This is a genomic window from Xylanimonas oleitrophica (genome assembly GCF_003244315.1).
Taxonomy (GTDB): Bacteria; Actinomycetota; Actinomycetes; order Actinomycetales; family Cellulomonadaceae; genus Xylanimonas_A; species Xylanimonas_A oleitrophica.
In genome coordinates, this window is the sequence record NZ_QKWH01000002.1 from 339,730 (window position 1) to 359,354 (window position 19,625).

Genomic DNA, 19,625 nt, shown 5'->3' on the forward strand with positions numbered 1-19,625 from the left:
GCACGACTGCGGGCAGCCGGCGAAGGAGGGCAAGTTGAACCAGCAGCACGGGCGTGCTGTCACCCAGCGCCTGACGTCTCACGAAGCCGCCGAGCTGGCGGCGGCGCACGGCCTGCACGAGATGGGGGTGCGCCCGCCGCTGGGCCGCTACGTGAAGTCGGTCTGGGGGCGACGGTCCTTCATCTGGAACCTGTCGGCCTCCCGCGCCTACGCGCGCAACCAGGGCTCCTACCTGGGGCAGGCGTGGACGGTCCTCAAGCCCGTGCTCGACGCCGCGACGTTCGTCATCATCTTCGGCTTCATCTTCCACACCAGCGCGCCGGGGATCGACAACCGGGCGGCGTTCATCGTCATCGGCACCTTCACCTACGCGCTCTTCCAGAGCTCGGTCATGGGCGGGATCGGGTCGGTGCCGGCGAACCTGCAGCTCATTCGGTCGCACCAGTTCCCGCGGGCCGTCGTGCCGCTCTCGACGGCGCTGACCGAGACGATGCTCTTCGGTCCCGTCATGGTGGCGATGCTGGCCGTGGCGATGCTCACGGGGTTCCTCCCCGGTATGGCGCCCGTCGTGCCCGACTGGTCCTGGCTGCTGCTCCCGTTCGCGGCGCTGCTGCTGGCGATCTTCTCCTCGGGGCTCGGCCTGGTCTTCGCCCGCCTGGGCGCGCGTACGCCCGACATCGCCAACGTGCTGCCGTTCCTGCTCTCGCTCGGGCGCTACGGGTCCGGCGTGATGTTCTCGATCGCGGGCATGGTCGGCACCGACAGCTGGTTCCGGCCGCTGCTGCTGCACCAGCCGGTCGCCGTGTTCCTCGAGCTGTTCCGCTCGGTGATCGGCAACGAGCCGCTGATCCCCATGACGCCCAACCTGTGGCTCGAGGCGACCGCCTGGGCGGTGGGTGTGTTCGCCGTCGGGTTCCTGTTCTTCTGGGGTGCTGAGGAGACCTACGGCCGTGACTGAGGACATCGACTTCGAGATCGACGCCGAGGACCTGCCCCAGAGGGCGGGTGAACGGACCCTGGGATCGCCGTCCGTCATCGTCGACGACCTGCACATCACCTACCGCGTCTTCGGTGGGCGTCGTGGCGGGACCACCCAGACCAAGACCTCCCTGCTCAACCGTGCCATCAACCTCGGGCGGCCGGACAGCGGGCCGATCACCGAGGTGCCGGCCGTCCGCGGAGTGTCGTTCGTGGCGCACCACGGCGAGACGATCGGCATCGTCGGTACGAACGGCTCGGGCAAGTCGACGCTCCTGCGAGCCGTCGCCGGGCTCCTCCCGCCCACCAAGGGGCGCGTCTTCGTCTCGGCCGAGCCGGCGCTGCTCGGCGTGAACGCCGCGCTCCTGCCCCGGCTGTCGGGCGAGCGCAACATCATGGTGGGTGGTCTCGCGCTCGGTCTGAACGCGAAGGAGGTCCGGGAGCGGACGCAGGACGTCGCGAGCTTCGCCGAGCTGGGCGACTTCCTCTACCTGCCGATGAACGCCTACTCCTCCGGGATGGCGTCACGTCTCCGGTTCGCGATCTCGACCATCACCACGCCCAAGATCCTCATGATCGACGAGGCGCTGGCCACCGGTGACGCGTCCTTCCGCAAGAAGAGCACGGCGCGCATCGAGCAGATCCGGGACCAGGCCGGCACCGTCTTCTTCGTCTCGCACTCGCTCGGTTCCGTGCGCGCGATGTGCACCCGCGTCCTGTGGATCGACAAGGGCGTGCTGGTCGCGGACGGTGACGTCGACGAGGTCTGCGACGCGTACCACGAGTTCGTCCAGGGCCGGAAGGACGCCTCCTCGGGCGCCAAGCTCCGGTGACCTAGGACTCACATGAGCTGGGGGTCGGCCGCGGACGAGCTGGTGCTGGCGGCGCTCTGGGCCGTCGGGCCGGGAGCGCTGCTGGCGCTGGCCGTCGGTCTGCGCCGGGAGTGGGTCCTGTTCGCGGCGCCGCTCCTCTCGGTCGCCCTGCTCGCCGCCTGGCCGGTGCTGCTCGGAGCCGCGGGCGTGCCCTGGGGGAGGGGCGTCGCCGTGGCGGTGACCGTCCTGACGGCGGCCGCCTCCGCCGGCGTCCGCGTCGCAGCCGCCCGGCGGTCCTCGGCACGAGCGGCGGGCCGGCACGCACGGGCCGCCGCAGCCCGGCGCGACCCCCGCCGGGACGTCCTGCGGCCTGTCGTCATGGCAGCCGCGCTCGCCGGGGCGGCGGTGTGGACCGCCGTGCCGTTCATGCAGGGGATGGGGCGTCCGGACCGTATGCCCCAGACCTGGGACGCGGTGTTCCACCTCAACGCGGCTCGGTGGGTCCTCGACCACGGGGACGCCTCGTCCCTCGCGCTCGGCGGCATGACCAGCCCGGTCACCGGCAGCGGGTTCTATCCCGCGGCCTGGCACACGCTCGTGGCGCTCTCGACCACCTCCTCCGTGGTGGTGTCCACGAACGCCGTGGTGATCGTCGTGGCAGGGCTCGTGTGGCCGCTCGGCGTGGCTGCGCTGGCCCGTGCCACCCTGCCGCGCTGGTCCTGGTTCCCTCCCGTCGCGGCGGTCGTGAGCGTGGGCTTCACGGCGTTCCCGACCGGCCTCGTCACGTGGGGCACCGTGTGGCCCAACGCCCTGGCCTACGCGCTCGTCCCGGGAACGGTCGCCGTCACGATGCGTGCGCTGGCGCCCGGGCGTGGCCGGGCTGCCGCAGCGCTCACGGCCGTGGCGGGGACGGGGGCGATCGCGCTGAGCCAGCCCAGCGCCCTGCTGGTCTACGCGTCGATCGCGACCTTCCCGGTGCTCACGGCCTTCGGGCGCACGCTGGTCCGCGGTACGCCGCTGCAGCGTGCCGCTGCCCTGGGCGGCATGGTCGTCTGGTCCGGAGGGTGGCTCGTGGTGTGGCGGACGTTCGCCTCGGCGATCCGCACCACGGCGTGGCACGGCTCGGCCGGGTTCACCACGGGTGCTCTCAGCGCGCTCGGTGACCGGTATGCGCCGACGCCGCCGGAGACCGGGGTGGTGGCGCTCGTCGTGGTGGGTGTCCTGGTCTCCTTCGCCGTGCGCGGGGCGCGGTGGGTGCCGCTCGCGCTCGCGGGCCTCCTCGCGCTCGTCGGGGTGGCGCAGCAGGAGTCCGCCTGGTCCTGGTGGGTGCATCCCTTCTTCGCCGACCCGGCACGGCTCAGCGGTGCCGTGCCGCTCGTGAGCGCGCTGCTCGTCGCGCTCGCGGTGTGCGGGTGCGCCGTCGGCCTCGGTCGGCTCGTCGGGGGAGCTGGCCGACGGCCGCGCGGCGCGGTGCTCGGTGCGGTGACCGCGTTGGCGCTGCTGGGTGCCGTCGTCGTCACGGGCGGGCTCCAGCAGGCTGACCGGTCAGGGGTCCTGCGTGCGTACTACGTCGACGCGGCAGCCCCCGAGCTTCCCGACTCCTTGGTCTCTCCGGGGGAGATGGAGATGCTGGAACGGCTCGGGGAGGAGCTGGGGCCCGGCCAGGTCCTGCTCGGCAGCCCGTTCAGCGGAGCGGCGCTCGCCTACGCCGTCGCCGACGTCGACGTCGTGTTCCCCCACATGCGGGGGGCATGGTCCCCTGCTGCGCGGTTCCTCGGCCAGCACTTCGGCAGCATCGGGGAGGACCCGCGGGTCTGTGACGCCGTGCGCGAGCTGGGGGTCGGCTACTACTACGCCGACACCGACGTCTACTTCCCGACCCACAGGGACCACGCGCTCTACGAGGGGCTCACCCCTGACGTCCCCTCGGACGGCTTCGAGCTGGTCGACTCCGGCGACACCGCCGCGGTCTACCGCATCACGGCGTGCGGCTGAGACGGTGTCCGAGCACCGCCTGCGGGTGACTCCGGGCAACCGGGCCGCCGCTACACTCGCGCCGACGTCTGGCGGCAAGGAACGAGAAGGGCTTCGACGATGAAGAGACTGTTCGGCGCGATCAAGGACGAGCTGCCTGGAGCGGTCCGGCGTCAAGGTGGCGGGCGCACGGTCTACATCGTCGCGACCAGCGGACATCCCAACTACGGCGACGAGATCATCCTCCGCCGCTGGCTGCGGCTGCTCGCCAAGACGGAGCCGGACGCCACGGTCTGGGTCGACAGCCCCGCTCCGGGGCCCACGGCGGCGCTCATGCGTGACGAGCACCCGGGGCTGCGGACGACGGACACGCTCTACCGCCTGTCGTGGGAGGCGCCCAGCGACGACTCGCGGGAGGTCGCCGAGTTCGTCCGTGGCGCTCTCGACGACCCGGGGTCGGCGCCTCGCTGGATCCCTGGCATCGAGGTGCTGCGCGGTCTCGGCGCGGGCGACGTCCTGCACGTGGTGGGCGGTGGTTACGTCAACTCGGTGTGGCCTCGCCACCTGGGACTGGTCGCCGGCGCGGCGTGGGTCGCCGAGCGCACCCGCGCCTCGGTGGCAGTGACCGGTCTGGGCCTGCTTCCCGCCGACGACGCCGCGCGGGAGGTCTGGAAGAACGCGGCCCGCCGGATAGGTGTCCTGACGGTGCGCGACCAGGCGTCGCTGGAGGTCGTGCGTGCCAACCCTGACGCGGTGGTCGCCCCGGACGACGCGCTCCTGGGTGGTGCGGCCGGCCTGCTCGCGCGGGACGCCGCGACCGCGCCGGACGTGATGGTCTGCGTCCAGACGGACATGCTCGCGGTGCCGTTCGACGACGTCGTCGAGACCGTGCGCTCGACCCTCGCGGGGTGGGGCGTGACCTCGGGGGCGCAGGTGGGGTTCGTCGAGTGCATCCCGCGCGTGGACCGCGCCATCTACGACGCCCTGTCGGACGAGCTGCCGGGCGCGCGGTTCTACTCCCTGTGGGAGATCCTCCGTGACGGCCTGCCCGCACGGCCCGGTCAGCGCTGGATCTCCTCCCGGTACCACCCGCACCTGGTGGCGGCTGCCGCGGGAGCGTCGGGCGTGGCGCTGAGCGTGAGCGAGGACTACTACGCGGTGAAGCACGGCGCCGTGGCCGCGCTCGGTTCCGGTTGGACGCAGGCGCGGGTCGGGGACCGTGGTCTGGTCGCGGGCGACGCGGGCTCGCTCCCCGCTCGTGCCCAGGATCACGGAGTGCGTCTGCTGGCGACCGCGCGGCGAATCTACGCCCCTCACGCACGCTAGGCTGGTCGGCGCTGTCCCCCAGTCTCGAGGAGTTGTGTACGTGGACGCGGATCTTGTGGTCGTGGGTTCGGGCTTCTTCGGCCTGACCGTCGCCGAGCGGATCGCCGAGGAGCACGGCCGGAAGGTTCTCGTCATCGACCGGCGGTCGCACATCGGCGGCAACGCCTACAGCGAGGCCGAGCCGACGACGGGGATCGAGGTCCACCGTTACGGCGCTCACCTGTTCCACACCTCCAACGAGCGGGTGTGGGAGTACGTGAACCGCTTCACGCAGTTCACGAGCTACGTGCACCGGGTGTACACCACGCACAAGGGCGAGGTGTTCCCGATGCCGATCAACCTGGGCACCATCAACCAGTTCTTCCGCGCGGCGTACGGCCCTGACGCGGCGCGCGAGCTCATCAAGGAGCAGGCGGCCGAGCTGGGCGGCAAGAAGCCGGAGAACCTCGACGAGCAGGGCGTGAACCTCATCGGCCGCCCGCTGTACGAGGCGTTCATCCGCAACTACACCGCGAAGCAGTGGCAGACGGACCCGACGGAGCTGCCGGCGTCGATCATCTCCCGCCTGCCCGTGCGCTACACGTACGACAACCGGTACTTCAACGACAAGTACGAGGGCCTGCCGGTCGACGGCTACACCGCCTGGATCGAGCGGATGGCCGACCACAAGAACATCGAGGTGCGGCTCGGCGTCGACTTCTTCGACGAGTCGCAGCCCGTGAGCAAGAACAACGTGGTGGGCAACGTGCCGGTGGTCTACACGGGCCCGGTGGACCGCTACTTCGACTACGCCGAGGGCGACCTGTCGTGGCGCACCATCGACCTGGAGGAGGAGGTGCTCCCGGTCGGTGACTTCCAGGGCACCTCGGTGATGAACTACGCCGACGCGGACGTCCCGTACACCCGCATCCACGAGTTCCGTCACTTCCACCCCGAGCGTGACTACCCGACGGACAAGACGGTCATCATGCGCGAGTACTCGCGCTTCGCCGAGCACGGCGACGAGCCGTACTACCCGATCAACACGGCCGAGGACCGCGCCCGGCTCCTGCGGTACCGCGACCTCGCCGCCAACGAGAAGGACGTGCTGTTCGGCGGCCGTCTGGGCACGTACAAGTACCTCGACATGCACATGGCCATCGGTTCGGCCCTGTCGATGGTCGACAACAAGCTCGCGCCGTACTTCGGCAAGGGCGAGGCGCTGGTGAGCGGGGGAGTGGACGCGTGAGCACGACGGTGAGCACGGGCAGCCGGGTCCTGCAGCGGGTGGTCCTGCCGGTCGACCCGGACCAGGACATCCTGCCGCTGTACGTCGAGGGCGAGCTGGGGCAGCCGCCCGTCGTCGCCGAGGACGTGACGACGCCGGTCTCGGCCCCCGCCGAGCACCAGGACGTCGCACAGGTGCTCTCGCGCCGCTCGTTCGGCGTCGAGCCGCGCTCCCGCGCGTCGTTCGGCACGTACTTCAACGCCTTCCCTGCCGCGTACTGGCGCAAGTGGACGGTCGTCGAGCAGGTCACGCTCGCCACGAAGGTCTCCGGCACCGGTCAGGTGCTCGTCTACCGCTCGAACGCGCGGGGCAACATCTACCGCGTCCAGGGCGAGGCGTTCGAGGGTGCCGCGGGCCAGACGTTCACGTTCACCCTCCCGCTGTCGTCGTTCGCCGACGGCGGCTGGTACTGGTTCGACGTCGTGGCCGGTGCCGAGGGCGCGACGCTCGACGAGGCTCACTGGGAGGCGGAGTCCGACCGCCCGCAGGGCACCGTCACGGTGGGTGTCACGACGCTCAACCGTGCCGACGACGTCGTCGTCCTGCTCAAGCAGCTGGCGAGCGACCCGGCGCTGCTGGAGATCCTCGACCGCGTGACCGTCGTCGACCAGGGGACCCAGCACCCCGAGGACGCCGACGGCTTCGCCGCCTCGGAGGCCGGCCTCGGGGGCCGGCTCCGGATGATCCGCCAGGCCAACCTCGGCGGCTCGGGCGGGTTCTCCCGCGGGATGAGCGAGACGCTCGACGAGGGTGTCAGCACCTACCACCTCATCTCGGACGACGACGTGCGCACCGAGCCCGAGGGCATCCTGCGGGCCGTGACGTTCGCCGACCTCGCGCGCCGTCCCACGATCGTGGGCGGTCACATGTTCTCCATGTTCGACCGCTCCTACCTGCACTCGTTCGGTGAGCGCATCAACCCGTGGCGCTTCTGGTGGGGCCCCGTCCTCGACAAGTACGAGGGCCACCACCTGGACCAGGGGTCGCTGCGCGGGACGGCGGCGCTGCACCGTCGCATCGACGTGGACTACAACGGGTGGTGGATGGAGCTCATCCCCACCGACGTCATCCGCGAGGTGGGTCTGTCGCTGCCCGTCTTCATCAAGTGGGACGATGCCGAGTACGGCCTCCGGGCGCGCGAGCACGGTGTCCCGACGGTGTCGCTGCCGGGTGTCGCCGCCTGGCACGTGCCCTGGACGGACAAGGACGACTCCCTCGACTGGCAGGCGTACTACCACGAGCGCAACCGGTTCGTGGCGGCCCTGCTGCACTCCCCGTTCGAGCACGGTGGGCGCCTGGTGCGCGAGAGCATGTACCACCAGCTCAAGCACCTGCTCGCCTCTCAGTACTCGGTGGCGGAGCTGCGCCTGCAGGCGCTGGAGGACCTGCTTTCCGGGCCGGAGCACCTCCACGCGCAGATCGACACCCGTCTCGCGCGGATCCGGGAGACCCGTGCGCGGTACGACGACGCGCGGGTCGAGCGGACGCCGGGGGCGTTCCCGCCCGTCAAGCGCAAGAAGGTGTCCAAGCGGGGCGACGGGTACGCGCTGCCCGGCGGACGCCTCGGCAACTACCTCGGCGCCGCGCTCGGCATGGTCAAGGCGGTGCGCCCGCCCAGCGACCTGAGCCGGGAGCACCCTGAGGTCGAGATCGCCGCCCAGGATGCCCGCTGGTTCCTGCTCGCGCGCTTCGACTCGGCGGTGGTGTCGCTGGCCGACGGCTCCGGTGCGAGCTGGTACCGGCGTCAGCCCGCTGAGTTCCGCCGTCAGCTCACCCGCTCGCTCGAGCTCCACAAGCGGGTGCTCGAAGAGTGGCCCGAGCTCTCGCGGCGCTACAAGGCAGCGATCGACGACCTGGTGGGGCAGGAGGCCTGGAAGGCCACGTTCGCCCGCACCGAGGCCGACGACAGGTGAGCGCCGCGGCCGGCCTCCCCCTGACCACGCCGGGTCAGGGGAGGGGCCTGCTCGACGTGCTCGACCGGCGTTACCTCCTGCGGCTGATCGTCCGCAAGGAGCTGCGCGTCCGCTATCGCGGCTCCGTGCTGGGCATGGCGTGGACGTACGTGAAGCCGGCCATCCAGTTCGGCGTGTACTTCCTCGCGCTCGGTGTGTTCCTGGGGCAGCGGGAGGCGGTGCCCGACTACGCGGTATACCTGTTCTCGGGCATCATCGTGATGAACTTCTTCGGCGAGGGGTTCGGCAACGCGACCCGCTCGATCCTGTGGAACGCCCCGCTGGTCAACAAGATCTACCTGCCGCGCGAGCTGTTCCCGGTCGCGTCGTTGTGGGTGTCCGCCGTCCACTTCTTCCCGCAGTTCCTCGTGCTGCTGGTCGCTGCGGTCGTTGCCGGCTGGCGGCCGACGCCCGCGGAGCTCGCCGCCGGCGTGGTGGGCTTCGTGATCGTGGCGCTCCTCGCGCTGGGGCTGGGCCTGCTGTTCGGCGCGGTGAACGTGTTCTACCGGGACGCCGAGAACTTCGTGGACCTCATCGTCATGGTCGCGACGTGGGGTTCCCCGGTCCTCTACACGTGGAACCTGGTGCACGCCGCGCTGCCCGAGTGGCTGTGGCGGATCTACCAGGCCAACCCGCTCACGGCCGCGGTGGAGCTGTTCCACTACGCCTTCTGGTACGGCGGCACGGGGCGGCCCCAGTCGCTGCCGGCCGGCGGTGCTCCGCTGCCGCCGGACCTGTGGACGTGGGCGGGCATCGCTCTCGTCGTGTCGCTGGTGGTCGTCACCGTCGGCCAGATCGTCTTCCGGCGCCTCGAGGGGCGCTTCGCGCAGGAGCTGTGAGCATGTCCACCACCGTCATCGAGGTCTCCGACGTCGCGAAGCGGTTCACGCTGCGGCACAACCGCTCGCTCAAGGAGCTCGCCGTCGCCGCGTTCCGCGGCCGCCCGACGGGGGACACGTTCCTGGCGCTGGACGGCGTCTCGTTCGACGTGGCCGACGGCGAGTCGGTCGCGCTGCTCGGGTTCAACGGCTCCGGCAAGTCCACGCTGCTCAAGCTCATCTCCGGCGTGCTCAAGCCGGACGTCGGGGCCATCCGCACGCGCGGCCGCGTCGCGGGCCTCATCGAGGTGGGCGCCGGGTTCCACCCGGACCTCACCGGACGCGAGAACGTCTATCTCAACGGCGCCATCCTCGGGATGAGCGAGCAGCAGATCGCCGCCCGCTTCGACGAGATCGTCGCGTTCAGCGAGATCGAGCGCTTCATCGACACCGAGGTGAAGTTCTACTCCTCGGGCATGTTCCTGCGCCTGGCGTTCGCGGTGGCAGTGCACTCGGACCCTGAGGTCTTTCTGATCGACGAGATCCTCGCGGTCGGGGACGAGCCGTTCCAGCGCAAGTGCATCGACCGCATCAAGCAGCTCAAGGGGGAGGGCCGCACGCTCGTGATCGTCAGCCACGACCTCGACATGGTGGCGCGCCTGTGCGAGCGGGGGATCCTCCTGGAGAAGGGGAAGATGGTGGCGGACGGCACCGCGACCGACCTTGTGAGCCGGATGCGCGGTGAGCACGAGTGACCGAGCTGCGCCCGGCGGACTGGCTCCCCTTGGTCCTGCCGGTGCTCGTCGCCGTTGCGGTGCTGGTGCTTCCTGGCCTGGCGGTCATCGCTGCGACGACCCGCCTGCGCCCGTGGCTGGTGGCGGTCGCTCCGGCGGTCAGCGTCGGTCTCGTCACCGTCAGCGCGATCCTCTGGGGGTTCCTCGGGTTCTCGTGGAACCTCGGGGCCGTCGCGGTCATGACCCTGGTGGTCGCCGCCGTCGCGTATCTGCTGCGGCGCGTCCTGCGCGCCGACGGCGGTGAGCCCCCCGCCTCGCGCGCCCAGTGGCTGTGGCCGGCGGGCGGTCTCGTCGTGGGCGGGCTGATTCTCGCCGCCCAGACGGTCCGGGCCATCGGCGCACCGGACAACGTCTCCCAGACGTTCGACGCCATGTTCCACCTCAACGCGGTGCAGCACATCCTCGAGTCGGGGAACGGTTCCGCGTTCGGCCTCGTCGACTTCACCGGCAACACGTTCTACCCGCTGGGGTGGCACGACGTCGTCGCGCTCGTCGCCCAGCTGACCGGCCTGGGCGTACCGGAGGCGACGACGGCGGTCAACGTCGCGGTCGCGGCGCTGGTGTGGCCGGCCGGGGCTGCTGCCCTCGCCGCGGTGATGCTCCCCGAGCGCGCATGGACCGGGGCGGTCGCCGCGGTGGTCTCCGGCGCGTTCGCGGCGTTCCCGTTCCGGCTGCTGGAGTTCGGGGTGCTGTACTCCAACTTCCTCAGCTTCGCGCTCCTGCCGGCCTGCCTCGCTCTGGTGGTGCGCGTGCTGGGGCTGCCTTTCAGCGCTCCTCGGACCACGCGCGGCGAGCACACGGTGCGCGTCCTGCTGCTGCTGGTCGGCGCCTCGGGTCTGGCGCTGGCGCAGCCCAACGGCCTGATGTCGCTCCTGATCATGTCGGTGCCGCTGCTGCTGTGGTCGGCCACGGTGCGCGTGCGCCGGCTCCTCGGCCAGGGCAGGCGCCGCGCCGCGGTGTGGGTCGGTGCCCTCGCCCTGGTGGCCGTGGCGCTCCTTGCAGTCGTGTGGGACGTGGTGCGTCCTCCGGAGGAGGCGGCCGGCTGGCCTCGGTACCACTGGGGCGGGCAGGCGCTCGGCCTGGCGCTGACGGTCTCCCCGTGGTCGGGCATCACGGCGTGGGTCGTCCTCCTGCTGATGGGGGCCGGCGTCGCCGTGCTGTGCCGGCGACCGGAGCGGCTGTGGGTCGCGGGGCCGTACGCCGTGGCCACCCTCCTCTACGTGGTGGCCAGCTCGCGCCCGGTGGAGTCCGAGCTGCGGCTGTACCTGACGGGCGTCTACCTCAACGACACGCAGCGTCTCGCGGCGCTCCTGCCGATCGGCGCGGTCGTCGTGTGCACCCTGGGTGCCGTGGCGCTCCTGGACGGGACCCTCGCGCTCATGCGCCGCGTGCGGCCGGGGCTCGACCCCCGGCTCTCGCAGGCGGGTGCTCTGGTGCTGGGCGTGCTGCTCGTCGTCGGGGTCGCCACGAGCGCGAGCACCGACGAGGGAGTCCACAACACCCGCGGGACGTACGAGCCGGGTGCCCTGCTCACCGCGGACGAGCGGGCGCTGCTCGAGCGGCTCCCGGAGCTCACGCCGCCGGACTCCGTCATCGCCGGCAACCCGCTCACGGGGGCGTCGCTGGCGTACGCGCTCGGTGAGCGCAGGGTCACGGAGGTGCACGGCTTCACCGAGGTGCCTCGCGAGGTGCTGTACCTCGACGCGAACCTCGACCGGATCGACGACGACCCGCGGGTGTGCCGTGCGGTGGACCAGGCCGACGTCGACTACGTGCTCGACTTCGGGACCGATCTCGTGCTCGGCTGGTCGCCTGCGGGGATCGACTACTCGGGCTACGAGGACCTGCGTCCGGGCAACCACCTCGAGCTGGTCGACCGCGAGGGCAAGGCCGCCCTCTACCGCATCGTGGGTTGCTGAGACGCATCGTGGGCTGCTGAGACGCGGGTCCAGTCAGAAGAGCGTCGGCTCTGCCTGACCGGCTCCTGCCGCTCGGCCTTCTGACTGGCGCCTGGTTCAGCCTTGTCCCCGGTCCAGCCTTGCCATCGGCTCAGCCTTGTCGCCGGCTCGGCCCTTCTGGCCGCTCGGCCCTTCTGGCCGGCGTCCGATGTTCAGCCGAGCTGCTCGTCGGCGCCGGGGCGCGGCGGTACGCCTGCAGGGTCGGCCGGCGGGCGCAGCGTCGACGCCTCGACCTGGAGGCGGAGGATCGCCACCTCCTCGGTGAGGGTGCGCACCTTCTCGTCGAGCTGCGAGACGCCGACGCTCAGCTGGATGCACACGACCAGGAGCGTGACGATCGCTGTCGCGAAGACCAGGTTGGCCGGCACCTCGACGCCTGCGAGCCGGGAGACGCGCACCGCGAGCTGGGGGAACGCGCCGAGGACGGCGACCCCGACGGCCAGCACGATCCAGATGCCGGCGTACTTCTCGCGGATCCAGCGCCGCCGCAGCAGCTGGAGCAGGAACACGACGAGCAGCACGCACATGGTGAGCGCGAAGACGTAGCCGCTCACGAGCGGGCCCCCTCGCCGGCCGGCTCGGGCAGGGGTTCCGACGGTCTGGACAGGGAGATCACGAGCGCGAAGAGAGCACGCAGCAGGAACACTCCGGCCTTCCAGGGGTTGTGGGACGGCGTGCCGCCGGCGCGGGGGCGCATGGCGACCCCGACCTGGCGCACGCTCAGGCGCGCTCGGGAGGCGATGACGAGCGCCTCGACCGTGTCGCCGAGGTACTCGGCGGGGTAGTTGGAGGCGAAGACCTCGAGCGCGCGGGCGTTCATCAGCTTGAACCCCGACGTGGTGTCGGTGAGCCGGGTGCGGCTGACGCGGGAGAGCACGGTGGCGAGCAGGCCCATGGCCCACTTGCGGGGGCCGCGCACGCTGTAGTCGCCCTCTCCGGCGAACCGGGCGCCGATGACGATGTCGGCGCGCTCCTGCTGCATGGTCTCCCAGAGCCGGAGCACGTGACGGGGGTCGTGCTGCCCGTCACCGTCGATCTGCACGACGGCGTCGTACCGCTCCCGCAGGGCGTACTTGAAGCCGGCCCGCATCGCGCCGCCGACGCCGAGGTTCAGGGGCAGGTCGAGGACGGCAGCCCCGGCCGCGCGCGCGACGTCGGCCGTGCGGTCCGTCGAGCCGTCGTTGACGACGAGGACGTCGGCGCCCGGCACCTCCTGCTGGACCTCGGCGACCACCGCGGCGATCGTCGACTCCTCGTTCCATGCCGGGACCACGACGAGCAGACGGGGCAGTTCCGCGGTCATGCCGGCGATCCTACCCGCGCGGGTGCTCGCCTCGGTGCGGCCGGAGGGGCGGGCAAGGCCGGTCGGGGGCGCCGTGTGGGCTAGCATCGAGGGTCGTCGCCGGCGGCTCGTGCCGGCGCGCCTGACCTGGATCCGGTGGGAGAGAATGCCGCTCGACATCATGCTGCCCTACTGGGGCGACCCGGCGATCCTCAAGAAGACCGTGGAGAGCGTCTTCGCCCAGACGTCGGACGACTGGCGGCTCACCGTCGTGGACGACGCGTACCCGGACCTGACGGTCAAGGAGTGGTTCGCGACGATCGACGACCCGCGGGTGCGGTACGTCCGCAAGGAGCAGAACGAGGGCATCACCGCCAACTACCGCACGTGCCTGGAGCTGGCGACGCAGGACTACATGATGTTCCTGGGGAGCGACGACATGCTCCTGCCGAACTTCGTGGAGGTCGTCACCGCGGCGGTGGCGGCGCACCCGGGCGTCGACGTGGTGCAGCCGGGGGTCCAGGTGATCGACGAGCACGACCGCGTGGTGCGCACCCTGGTCGACGAGGTCAAGCAGTGCGTGACGATGCCCCGCGGCTCGGGCACGCGGGTGGTCGGCGGGGAGAGCCTCGCCACGAGCCTGCTGCACGCCGACTGGATGTACTGGCCGTCGCTCGTGTTCCGGACGGAGACTGTTCGCCGGACGCCGTTCCGCGACGGGTTCCCGCTGATCCAGGACTTGGCCTTGGTCATCGACATGATCTTGGCCGGCGGCCGGATGCTGCTGCTGCCGGCCGTCTGCTTCTCCTACCGCCGTCACCAGGCGAGCGCGTCCTCGGCCACCCTGCTCGACGGGCGGCGGTTCCAGGGCGAGCGCGACTACTTCGCCTTCGCCGCGCAGCAGATGCGCGAGCACGGGTGGAGGCGCGCCGAGCGGGCCGCGCGTCTGCACGTCACCTCCCGCCTGCACGCCTTGACGCTCCTGCCGCGGGCCGTCCGTGAGCGGGGCGCCTCGCCGCGCCCGCTCCTGCGGCACGCGTTCGGCAGCTCCTCCTCCTGAGCGCGCAGCACCTCCTTCCACGAAAGGCAGCACCGTGTCCACAGTCCTCGTCACCGGCGGCGCCGGGTTCATCGGCTGCGCGATCAGCACCGCGCTGGCTGACCGGTACGACCGGGTCGTCGCGTTCGACAACCTGCACCCGCAGGTGCACCCCCAGCCCGTGCGGCCCGCTGCGCTCGACGCACGGGTCGAGCTCGTGGTCGGGGACGTCACCTCGGCCGAGGACTGGGACTCCCTCCTCGCCGGCGTGGCTCCGGACGTCGTCGTCCACCTCGCTGCTGAGACGGGCACGGGCCAGTCGCTGTCCGAGTCGACGCGGCACGGCGCGGTGAACGTGGTGGGCACGACGCAGATGCTGGACGCGCTGCGTCGCACCGAGCACCTGCCGGGCCGGATCGTGCTCACCAGCAGCCGCGCCGTCTACGGCGAGGGTGCGTGGCGCCAGGCGGACGGGAACCTGTTCTACCCGGGCCCGCGCCCGCACGCCATGCTCGAGGCGGGGCGCTGGGACTTCCCGGACGCCGAGCCGACGGCGATGCGCGCCGACCTCGTGGAGCCGCGCCCCGCGAGCGTGTACGCGGCCACCAAGCTCACCCAGGAGCACGTCCTGTCGGTCTGGTCCGACGCGCACGGCGTCGACCTGCGCGTGCTGCGCCTGCAGAACGTGTACGGGCCCGGCCAGTCGCTGTCCAACCCGTACACGGGCATCATGTCCCTCTTCTGCCGCATCGCGAAGCGTGGCGAGTCGATCCCGCTGTACGAGGACGGCGAGGTGCGCCGTGACTTCGTGCTGATCGACGACGTCGCGGACGCCGTCGTGCGTGCCACGACCGCCGAGCAGGTGGGGCCGGAGCCGATCGACATCGGTTCGGGGGAGACGCAGACGATCCGCACCGCTGCCGAGACCATCGCGGCGCGCTACGGCGCCCCTGCCCCGCACGTGACCGGGCAGTTCCGTGACGGAGACGTGCGCCACGCGTGGGCCGACGTCGCTCCGGCCAGGGAGCGGCTGGGCTGGGAGCCGCAGTTCTCCCTCAAGGACGGCGTCGAGCGCCTGGCGGCGTGGATCGACGACCAGCCCGGCGTCGAGTGATCGGCGCGCGCCGGCCGGCTCAGCCGGCCTGCGCGCGCACCGCCGTCGCGTCCGGTGCGGGCGACGTCGGGGCGGCGTCCACCTGGGCCGCCGTCTGACGGGTGCGTCCGGCGCTCGCCGCGCGGGTGGCCCGCATGACGGGGCGCTCCAGCCAGAACCAGCTGGCCGCGGCGAGCGCGAGAGCCGGCGGCAGCGTGACGGCCACGTGACCGGCGACGCCCAGGGCGCCCGCGCCGAGGAGCGTCGCCATCTGCTGGCAGGGGAACGCGTAGACGTACAGCCCGTACGAGACGTCGTTGCGCTGGAACCAGGCCGGCGAGGGCACCACGCGCCCGACCCACAGCAGGACGACGGCGACCAGCGGGGCGGTCAGCTGGCCGCCCCAGGACGGCGCCAGCCACACGGCGACCCCGACCACCGCTGCCGCGGGGAGCGCGACCTGCCACACGAGCGGGATCCGTTCGCGCAGCATGTAGACGATGGCGCCGCCGAGAAAGTACGGCAGCAGCTTGAAGAGCCAGTGCGCGTCGGTGTTGCCGCCGAAGAGCTGCAGCACGCGACCGTCGGCCACGTGGGCCGCCACGCTCAGCAGGAACATCGCGCCGAGCACCAGGGGGCTGCGGCGGGTCACGGCGGCGCAGGCCGCGACCCCGACGACGAGGTAGCAGAGGAACTCGAAGTACAGCGTCCACAGGGAGCCGTTCCAGGCACCGGCGTGCGGTACGTCCGCGAGCGTGCCCGCGACGCTGTAGTCCGACATCCGCAGACCCGCGTTGGCGAGCACGTAGTTCAGCGGGGTGTTGGCCGTGGTGAGGAAGCCTTCGAGCGTGCCGCGCTCGATGCGGTAGGCCACGGGTGCGAAGCCGAACGCCACGACGACGAGGCAGGCGAGGAAGGCCGGGAAGATGCGGGCCACGCGGTGGCCGAGGTACTCGGTGAACGTCGTGCGCAGACGGCTGCCCGTGATCAGGTAGCCGCTGATGGCGAAGAAGCCGATGACGGCCCAGCCGCCCAGGTGCTCGCCCGCGAAGCCGGGCCCGCCGCCGGCGCCGGCGATCGGGTAGGCGTGCGAGACGAGCACGAGCGCGGCCAGCACGAGCCGCACGAGGTTGAGGGAGTTGTTGCGGGGGTCCAACATCGTGACGCGCCCCGGGCGCAGCGACCCGGGCGTCGCGGTGGTGGCGCTCACCGGCCGGCTCGGTCGGCGCGCAGGCGGCGGAGCGCCAGGTGTGCGGTGGCGCGCAGGAGCCGCAGGCGCGAGCGCAGCACCTGGACGAGCCCCCGGGGGCGGTCGGGCGTCTGGTTGTCGCCGTGCAGCCGGCGCTCGAGCGACCGGATCTCGAGGTGCTGGATGCTGCCCGCGAGGTTGCCGTAGAGGCCGATCCACAGGTCGTGCGACTCGGTGAGGTAGGCGGGGAACGGCAGCACGACGTCGAGCGCCTCCCGCCGCAGCGCCATCGCGCACCCGAAGTACGGGCGGTCGCCCGCGAGCACCCCGACGACGTTGCGCAGGTGGTGGCGAGAGTCGCTCGCCCGCAGGTGCCAGTCGTCCCGGCCCCACGGGCCCGTGATGCGGTCCTCGCCGCCGAGCGTCGCGAGGTTGGTGGCGACGACCTCGTGGTCGGCCAGGGCCTCGACCATCGCCGTCAGGCGGCCGGGGCGCCACACGTCGTCCTGGTCGGCGAGGAAGACGTAGCGGCCTCGTGCCTCGGCCAGCGCAGCCCCGAACGTGCGCACGTAGCCCCGGTTGACGGAGGAGCGCACCAGCCGGACGCGGGGATCGCCCACGGACTCCACCCGGGCCACCGTGTCGTCCCGCGAGCAGTCGTCCACGACGACGACCTCGTCCGCGGGTCCCAGCTGCGCCAGGATCGACCGGAGCTGTTCCTCGACGAACCGCGACCCGTTGTACGTCGCCATGCAGACGCTGACGTCTGGCGCAGTCACACCACTACCTCCTGGTCAGAGCCTCGCAGGCCGGCCCGAGGGGCGGTCCCGGAACCTCCCGTAGTGTACGGGTGCAGCCGAGCGCCGTCGGAGACGGTGACGAGGTGGACGCGCGGGGTGCGCGGAGCAGTGACGAGACGGGGTGAGGCAGCATGACCGGCGACACGGCATCGCGCCAGGGGACGGGGCGACGCGTGGTCGCGGTGGTCTCGTCCTTCAGGCCGAGCACGGACCTGGTGCACAACGCGCGACTGGTCGCGCAGCAGGTCGACGAGCTGGTCGTGGTCGACGACGGCAGCGGCCCCGAGCACACCGACGTGCTCGACGCCGTGCGTGCCGCCGGCGCGCAGGTGGTGGCCCTGCCGGAGAACGTCGGCATCGCGGCGGCGCTGAACGCCGGCCTGCGGGCGGCCGACCCGGCGCCGGAGGACCTGGTGGTGACCTTCGACCAGGACAGCGCCGTGCCCCAGGGGTTCATCGCCGCCCTGGTGGCCCAGTGGGACGACGCGGTGCGCGCGGGCGTCCCGGTGGGGATGGTCTCGCCGGCCACGTTCGCCGGGGTGCCGCAGACCATCGGCGAGCCGGACGAGCGCGGCCTCCTGCGCTCCCGCGAGCCGATCCAGTCCGGGTCGCTCGTCTCGGGCGAGGTGCTCGCCACGGCGGGGCTGCTCCGGGAGGAGCTGTTCATCGACCTGGTCGACATCGAGTACTTCCTGCGGCTGCAGCGCGCAGGCCGGGCCTGCCTGGCGGTGCCTGGCCTCGACCTGCCGCACGAGCTGGGGCGGACCTACCCGTTCACGCTGCTGGGCACGAAGGTGCGCTGGCGGGGCCGGAACCTCAAGCTCAGCCTCAGCACGCCGTTCCGCTACTACTTCCGGGCACGCAACCGCGTGATCATCAACCGCGAGTACTGGCGCAGCTCGTGGCGGCTCCTGGCACGGGACACTGCCATGGAGGTGCGGCACCTGGTGTTCGTGCTCATGTACGCCCGGCCTCGGGGCGCCGCCCTGCGGGTGGTCGTGCGAGGGCTGCGGGACGGGCTGCGGTCGCGCACGGGCGCGATCCCGGCCGACGTGGCGCAGACGGCCTCGCGGATCAGCTGGCGGATCGACCCGCTGTAGCGTCCGTCGCCGGGGGTGTGGTGCTGCGACGGGCAGGCATCCGGCGCAGGGCCGGGACCAGCAGCAGGGACACGAGGAGCACCTCGGACGCCGCGAGCCCCATGGCGATCGCCTGCCCGTCTTGGCGGGCGGCACCGAGCGCCATCAGCGCCAGGCCGACCACCGAGGACGCGAGCGTGAGCGTCAGCACCATGCGACCCTGGCCGGCCGGGATGAGCAGGTTGCGGATGAGCGGCGTCGAGAGCGAGATGAACAGGAAAGCGACGCCGTACCAGGTGGCCGTCGCGCGCTCGGCGGCGACGTCCGCGCCGAAGACCAGCGCGGTCGTCCACGGGCCGAGCAGAGCCAGGAAGGCCAGCCCGACGAGCCCGGCGACGGCGTGCGTGCCGATCGCCGTCCACTGCCGGCGCCGGGCGTCGGCGGCGGTGGGGTCGAGCACCCATCCCTGGAACGCGTTGCCGAGGGCGGCGACCACCACGGTGGTGCCGACCCGGTAGAGCCGGTCCGCGGACCCGTACGACGAGCTGTCGACCGCGGGCAGCGCGGCGGCCGCGACGGGCACCGGCGTCGAGCCGTAGGCGTTGCCGGCCGCGTCGATCCCCGCGGTCGCAGCAGTCTGACGGATCCGTGACCAGAGCGAGCGCGGCGGCTCCGCGGAGCTGTCGTAGCCCGCGAGCACGCGGCGGCTGAACAGGACGATCGGTAGCGCCAGCGCCACGATCGTCAGCACGGGGTACGGCCAGATCTCGCCGGTCAGCAGGAGCAGCGGCAGGGCGACGACGGTGGCCGCGACCCGCGGCACGACGTCGTACCGCGCCATCAGCATCGGCCTGCCGATGCCGATGCAGTACCACGTGGGCAGCATGCCCGTGAGGGCGAGCGAACCGGCCAGCAGCAGCGAGTCGAGCAGGTGCGCCGGGCCCACCACGGCCCAGGTGATGAGCAGGCAGAGCGGGAGCACGACGAGCGACGCCAGGCCGCGCACCACGAGGCTGTCGCGGTAGAGCCGCTGCCGCACGTGCTCCGACGTCGTCTGAGCCACGGCTGGGGGACCGTAGATCCCCCAGCCGAACGTCAGCGCGATGGCACCGAGCGTGCCGATGGCCTGGGCGGCGCTGATGTCGCCCCAACCCTCCGGTCCTGCCAGCCGGGAGATGACCGGCAGGACCAGGAACGGGGCGGCGGCGCTGAGGAGCGGGATCCCCAGGAACGCCCCGACCCGCGGGACGAGGTTCATCGGCGG

17 protein-coding genes are annotated in these 19,625 nt (G+C 72.0%); 12 read left to right on the forward strand and 5 right to left on the reverse strand.

The window, feature by feature from the left end:
* Positions 1 to 34 precede the first annotated feature (34 nt).
* The 9 genes from DNL40_RS05410 (at position 35) to DNL40_RS05450 (ending at position 11,840) form a co-directional block, all read left to right on the forward strand.
* Positions 35 to 958 (forward strand): ABC transporter permease, encoded by a 924-nt coding sequence (locus DNL40_RS05410; protein ID WP_245885682.1) that lies wholly within the window; start codon positions 35 to 37, stop codon positions 956 to 958.
* A complete protein-coding gene (locus tag DNL40_RS05415; protein WP_111250195.1) occupies positions 951 to 1,811 on the forward strand; it encodes an ABC transporter ATP-binding protein in 861 nt (286 codons plus the stop codon). The genes DNL40_RS05410 and DNL40_RS05415 overlap by 8 nt, the downstream gene beginning before the upstream one ends.
* A gap of 12 nt (positions 1,812 to 1,823) precedes the next feature.
* Positions 1,824 to 3,785 (forward strand): DUF6541 family protein, encoded by a 1,962-nt coding sequence (locus tag DNL40_RS16365; protein ID WP_179950949.1) that lies wholly within the window; start codon positions 1,824 to 1,826, stop codon positions 3,783 to 3,785.
* 99 nt (positions 3,786 to 3,884) lie between these two features.
* Positions 3,885 to 5,090, forward strand: a complete 1,206-nt coding sequence (locus DNL40_RS05425) for a polysaccharide pyruvyl transferase family protein (RefSeq protein WP_111250196.1) — start codon at positions 3,885 to 3,887, stop codon at positions 5,088 to 5,090.
* A 40-nt stretch (positions 5,091 to 5,130) separates the two neighbouring features.
* A complete protein-coding gene (gene glf, locus DNL40_RS05430) occupies positions 5,131 to 6,318 on the forward strand; it encodes a UDP-galactopyranose mutase (RefSeq protein ID WP_111250286.1) in 1,188 nt (395 codons plus the stop codon).
* The gene (locus DNL40_RS05435; protein WP_245885683.1) at positions 6,315 to 8,270 is read left to right on the forward strand and encodes a glycosyltransferase; all 1,956 of its coding nucleotides are present in this window, start codon (positions 6,315 to 6,317) and stop codon (positions 8,268 to 8,270) included. Before glf ends, DNL40_RS05435 begins: the two co-directional genes overlap by 4 nt.
* Positions 8,267 to 9,148, forward strand: a complete 882-nt coding sequence (locus DNL40_RS05440; RefSeq protein WP_111250197.1) for an ABC transporter permease — start codon at positions 8,267 to 8,269, stop codon at positions 9,146 to 9,148. Before DNL40_RS05435 ends, DNL40_RS05440 begins: the two co-directional genes overlap by 4 nt.
* Positions 9,149 to 9,150: 2 nt before the next feature.
* Positions 9,151 to 9,882, forward strand: a complete 732-nt coding sequence (locus DNL40_RS05445) for an ABC transporter ATP-binding protein (protein ID WP_111250198.1) — start codon at positions 9,151 to 9,153, stop codon at positions 9,880 to 9,882.
* Positions 9,879 to 11,840 carry a DUF6541 family protein gene (locus DNL40_RS05450; RefSeq protein ID WP_111250199.1) on the forward strand — a complete coding sequence of 654 codons (1,962 nt, stop codon included), beginning with the start codon at positions 9,879 to 9,881 and terminating at the stop codon, positions 11,838 to 11,840. Before DNL40_RS05445 ends, DNL40_RS05450 begins: the two co-directional genes overlap by 4 nt.
* A 191-nt stretch (positions 11,841 to 12,031) precedes the next feature.
* Here DNL40_RS05450 and DNL40_RS05455 read toward each other — a convergent pair whose 3' ends face one another.
* Positions 12,032 to 12,433, reverse strand: a complete 402-nt coding sequence (locus DNL40_RS05455) for a DUF2304 domain-containing protein (RefSeq protein WP_111250200.1) — start codon at positions 12,431 to 12,433, stop codon at positions 12,032 to 12,034.
* The gene (locus DNL40_RS05460) at positions 12,430 to 13,182 is read right to left on the reverse strand and encodes a glycosyltransferase family 2 protein (RefSeq protein WP_111250201.1); all 753 of its coding nucleotides are present in this window, start codon (positions 13,180 to 13,182) and stop codon (positions 12,430 to 12,432) included. Before DNL40_RS05460 ends, DNL40_RS05455 begins: the two co-directional genes overlap by 4 nt.
* Positions 13,183 to 13,327: 145 nt before the next feature.
* Here DNL40_RS05460 and DNL40_RS05465 point away from each other — a divergent pair, with 145 nt between their 5' ends.
* Entirely contained in the window at positions 13,328 to 14,221 is an 894-nt protein-coding gene (locus DNL40_RS05465) for a glycosyltransferase family 2 protein (protein ID WP_111250202.1), read from the forward strand.
* 34 nt (positions 14,222 to 14,255) lie between these two features.
* Positions 14,256 to 15,314, forward strand: coding sequence for an NAD-dependent epimerase/dehydratase family protein (locus DNL40_RS05470; RefSeq protein WP_111250203.1), 1,059 nt, complete (start codon positions 14,256 to 14,258; stop codon positions 15,312 to 15,314).
* 19 nt (positions 15,315 to 15,333) lie between these two features.
* On the opposite strand, the gene DNL40_RS05475 is transcribed toward DNL40_RS05470, so the two are convergent.
* A complete protein-coding gene (locus tag DNL40_RS05475) occupies positions 15,334 to 16,503 on the reverse strand; it encodes an acyltransferase family protein (protein ID WP_111250204.1) in 1,170 nt (389 codons plus the stop codon).
* A complete protein-coding gene (locus DNL40_RS05480) occupies positions 16,500 to 17,261 on the reverse strand; it encodes a glycosyltransferase (protein ID WP_111250205.1) in 762 nt (253 codons plus the stop codon). The genes DNL40_RS05475 and DNL40_RS05480 overlap by 4 nt, the downstream gene beginning before the upstream one ends.
* Before the next feature lie 236 nt (positions 17,262 to 17,497).
* Between DNL40_RS05480 and DNL40_RS05485 the strand changes: the two genes are divergently transcribed.
* Positions 17,498 to 18,382 carry a glycosyltransferase gene (locus tag DNL40_RS05485; protein ID WP_179950950.1) on the forward strand — a complete coding sequence of 295 codons (885 nt, stop codon included), beginning with the start codon at positions 17,498 to 17,500 and terminating at the stop codon, positions 18,380 to 18,382.
* Here DNL40_RS05485 and DNL40_RS05490 read toward each other — a convergent pair.
* Complete coding sequence (locus tag DNL40_RS05490) at positions 18,357 to 19,619, reverse strand: lipopolysaccharide biosynthesis protein (RefSeq protein ID WP_111250207.1); 1,263 nt, start codon at positions 19,617 to 19,619, stop codon at positions 18,357 to 18,359. The genes DNL40_RS05485 and DNL40_RS05490 overlap by 26 nt on opposite strands.
* Between the last annotated feature and the right edge of the window lie 6 nt (positions 19,620 to 19,625).

Coding starts and splice junctions, on each gene's coding strand:
- DNL40_RS16365 (WP_179950949.1), top strand. CDS start 1,824: ATGAGCTGGGGGTCGGCCGCGGACGAGCTGGTGCTGGCGGCGCTCTGG.
- DNL40_RS05425 (WP_111250196.1), top strand. CDS start 3,885: ATGAAGAGACTGTTCGGCGCGATCAAGGACGAGCTGCCTGGAGCGGTC.
- DNL40_RS05445 (WP_111250198.1), top strand. CDS start 9,151: ATGTCCACCACCGTCATCGAGGTCTCCGACGTCGCGAAGCGGTTCACG.
- DNL40_RS05460 (WP_111250201.1), bottom strand. CDS start 13,182: ATGACCGCGGAACTGCCCCGTCTGCTCGTCGTGGTCCCGGCATGGAAC.
- DNL40_RS05465 (WP_111250202.1), top strand. CDS start 13,328: ATGCCGCTCGACATCATGCTGCCCTACTGGGGCGACCCGGCGATCCTC.
- DNL40_RS05490 (WP_111250207.1), bottom strand. CDS start 19,619: ATGAACCTCGTCCCGCGGGTCGGGGCGTTCCTGGGGATCCCGCTCCTC.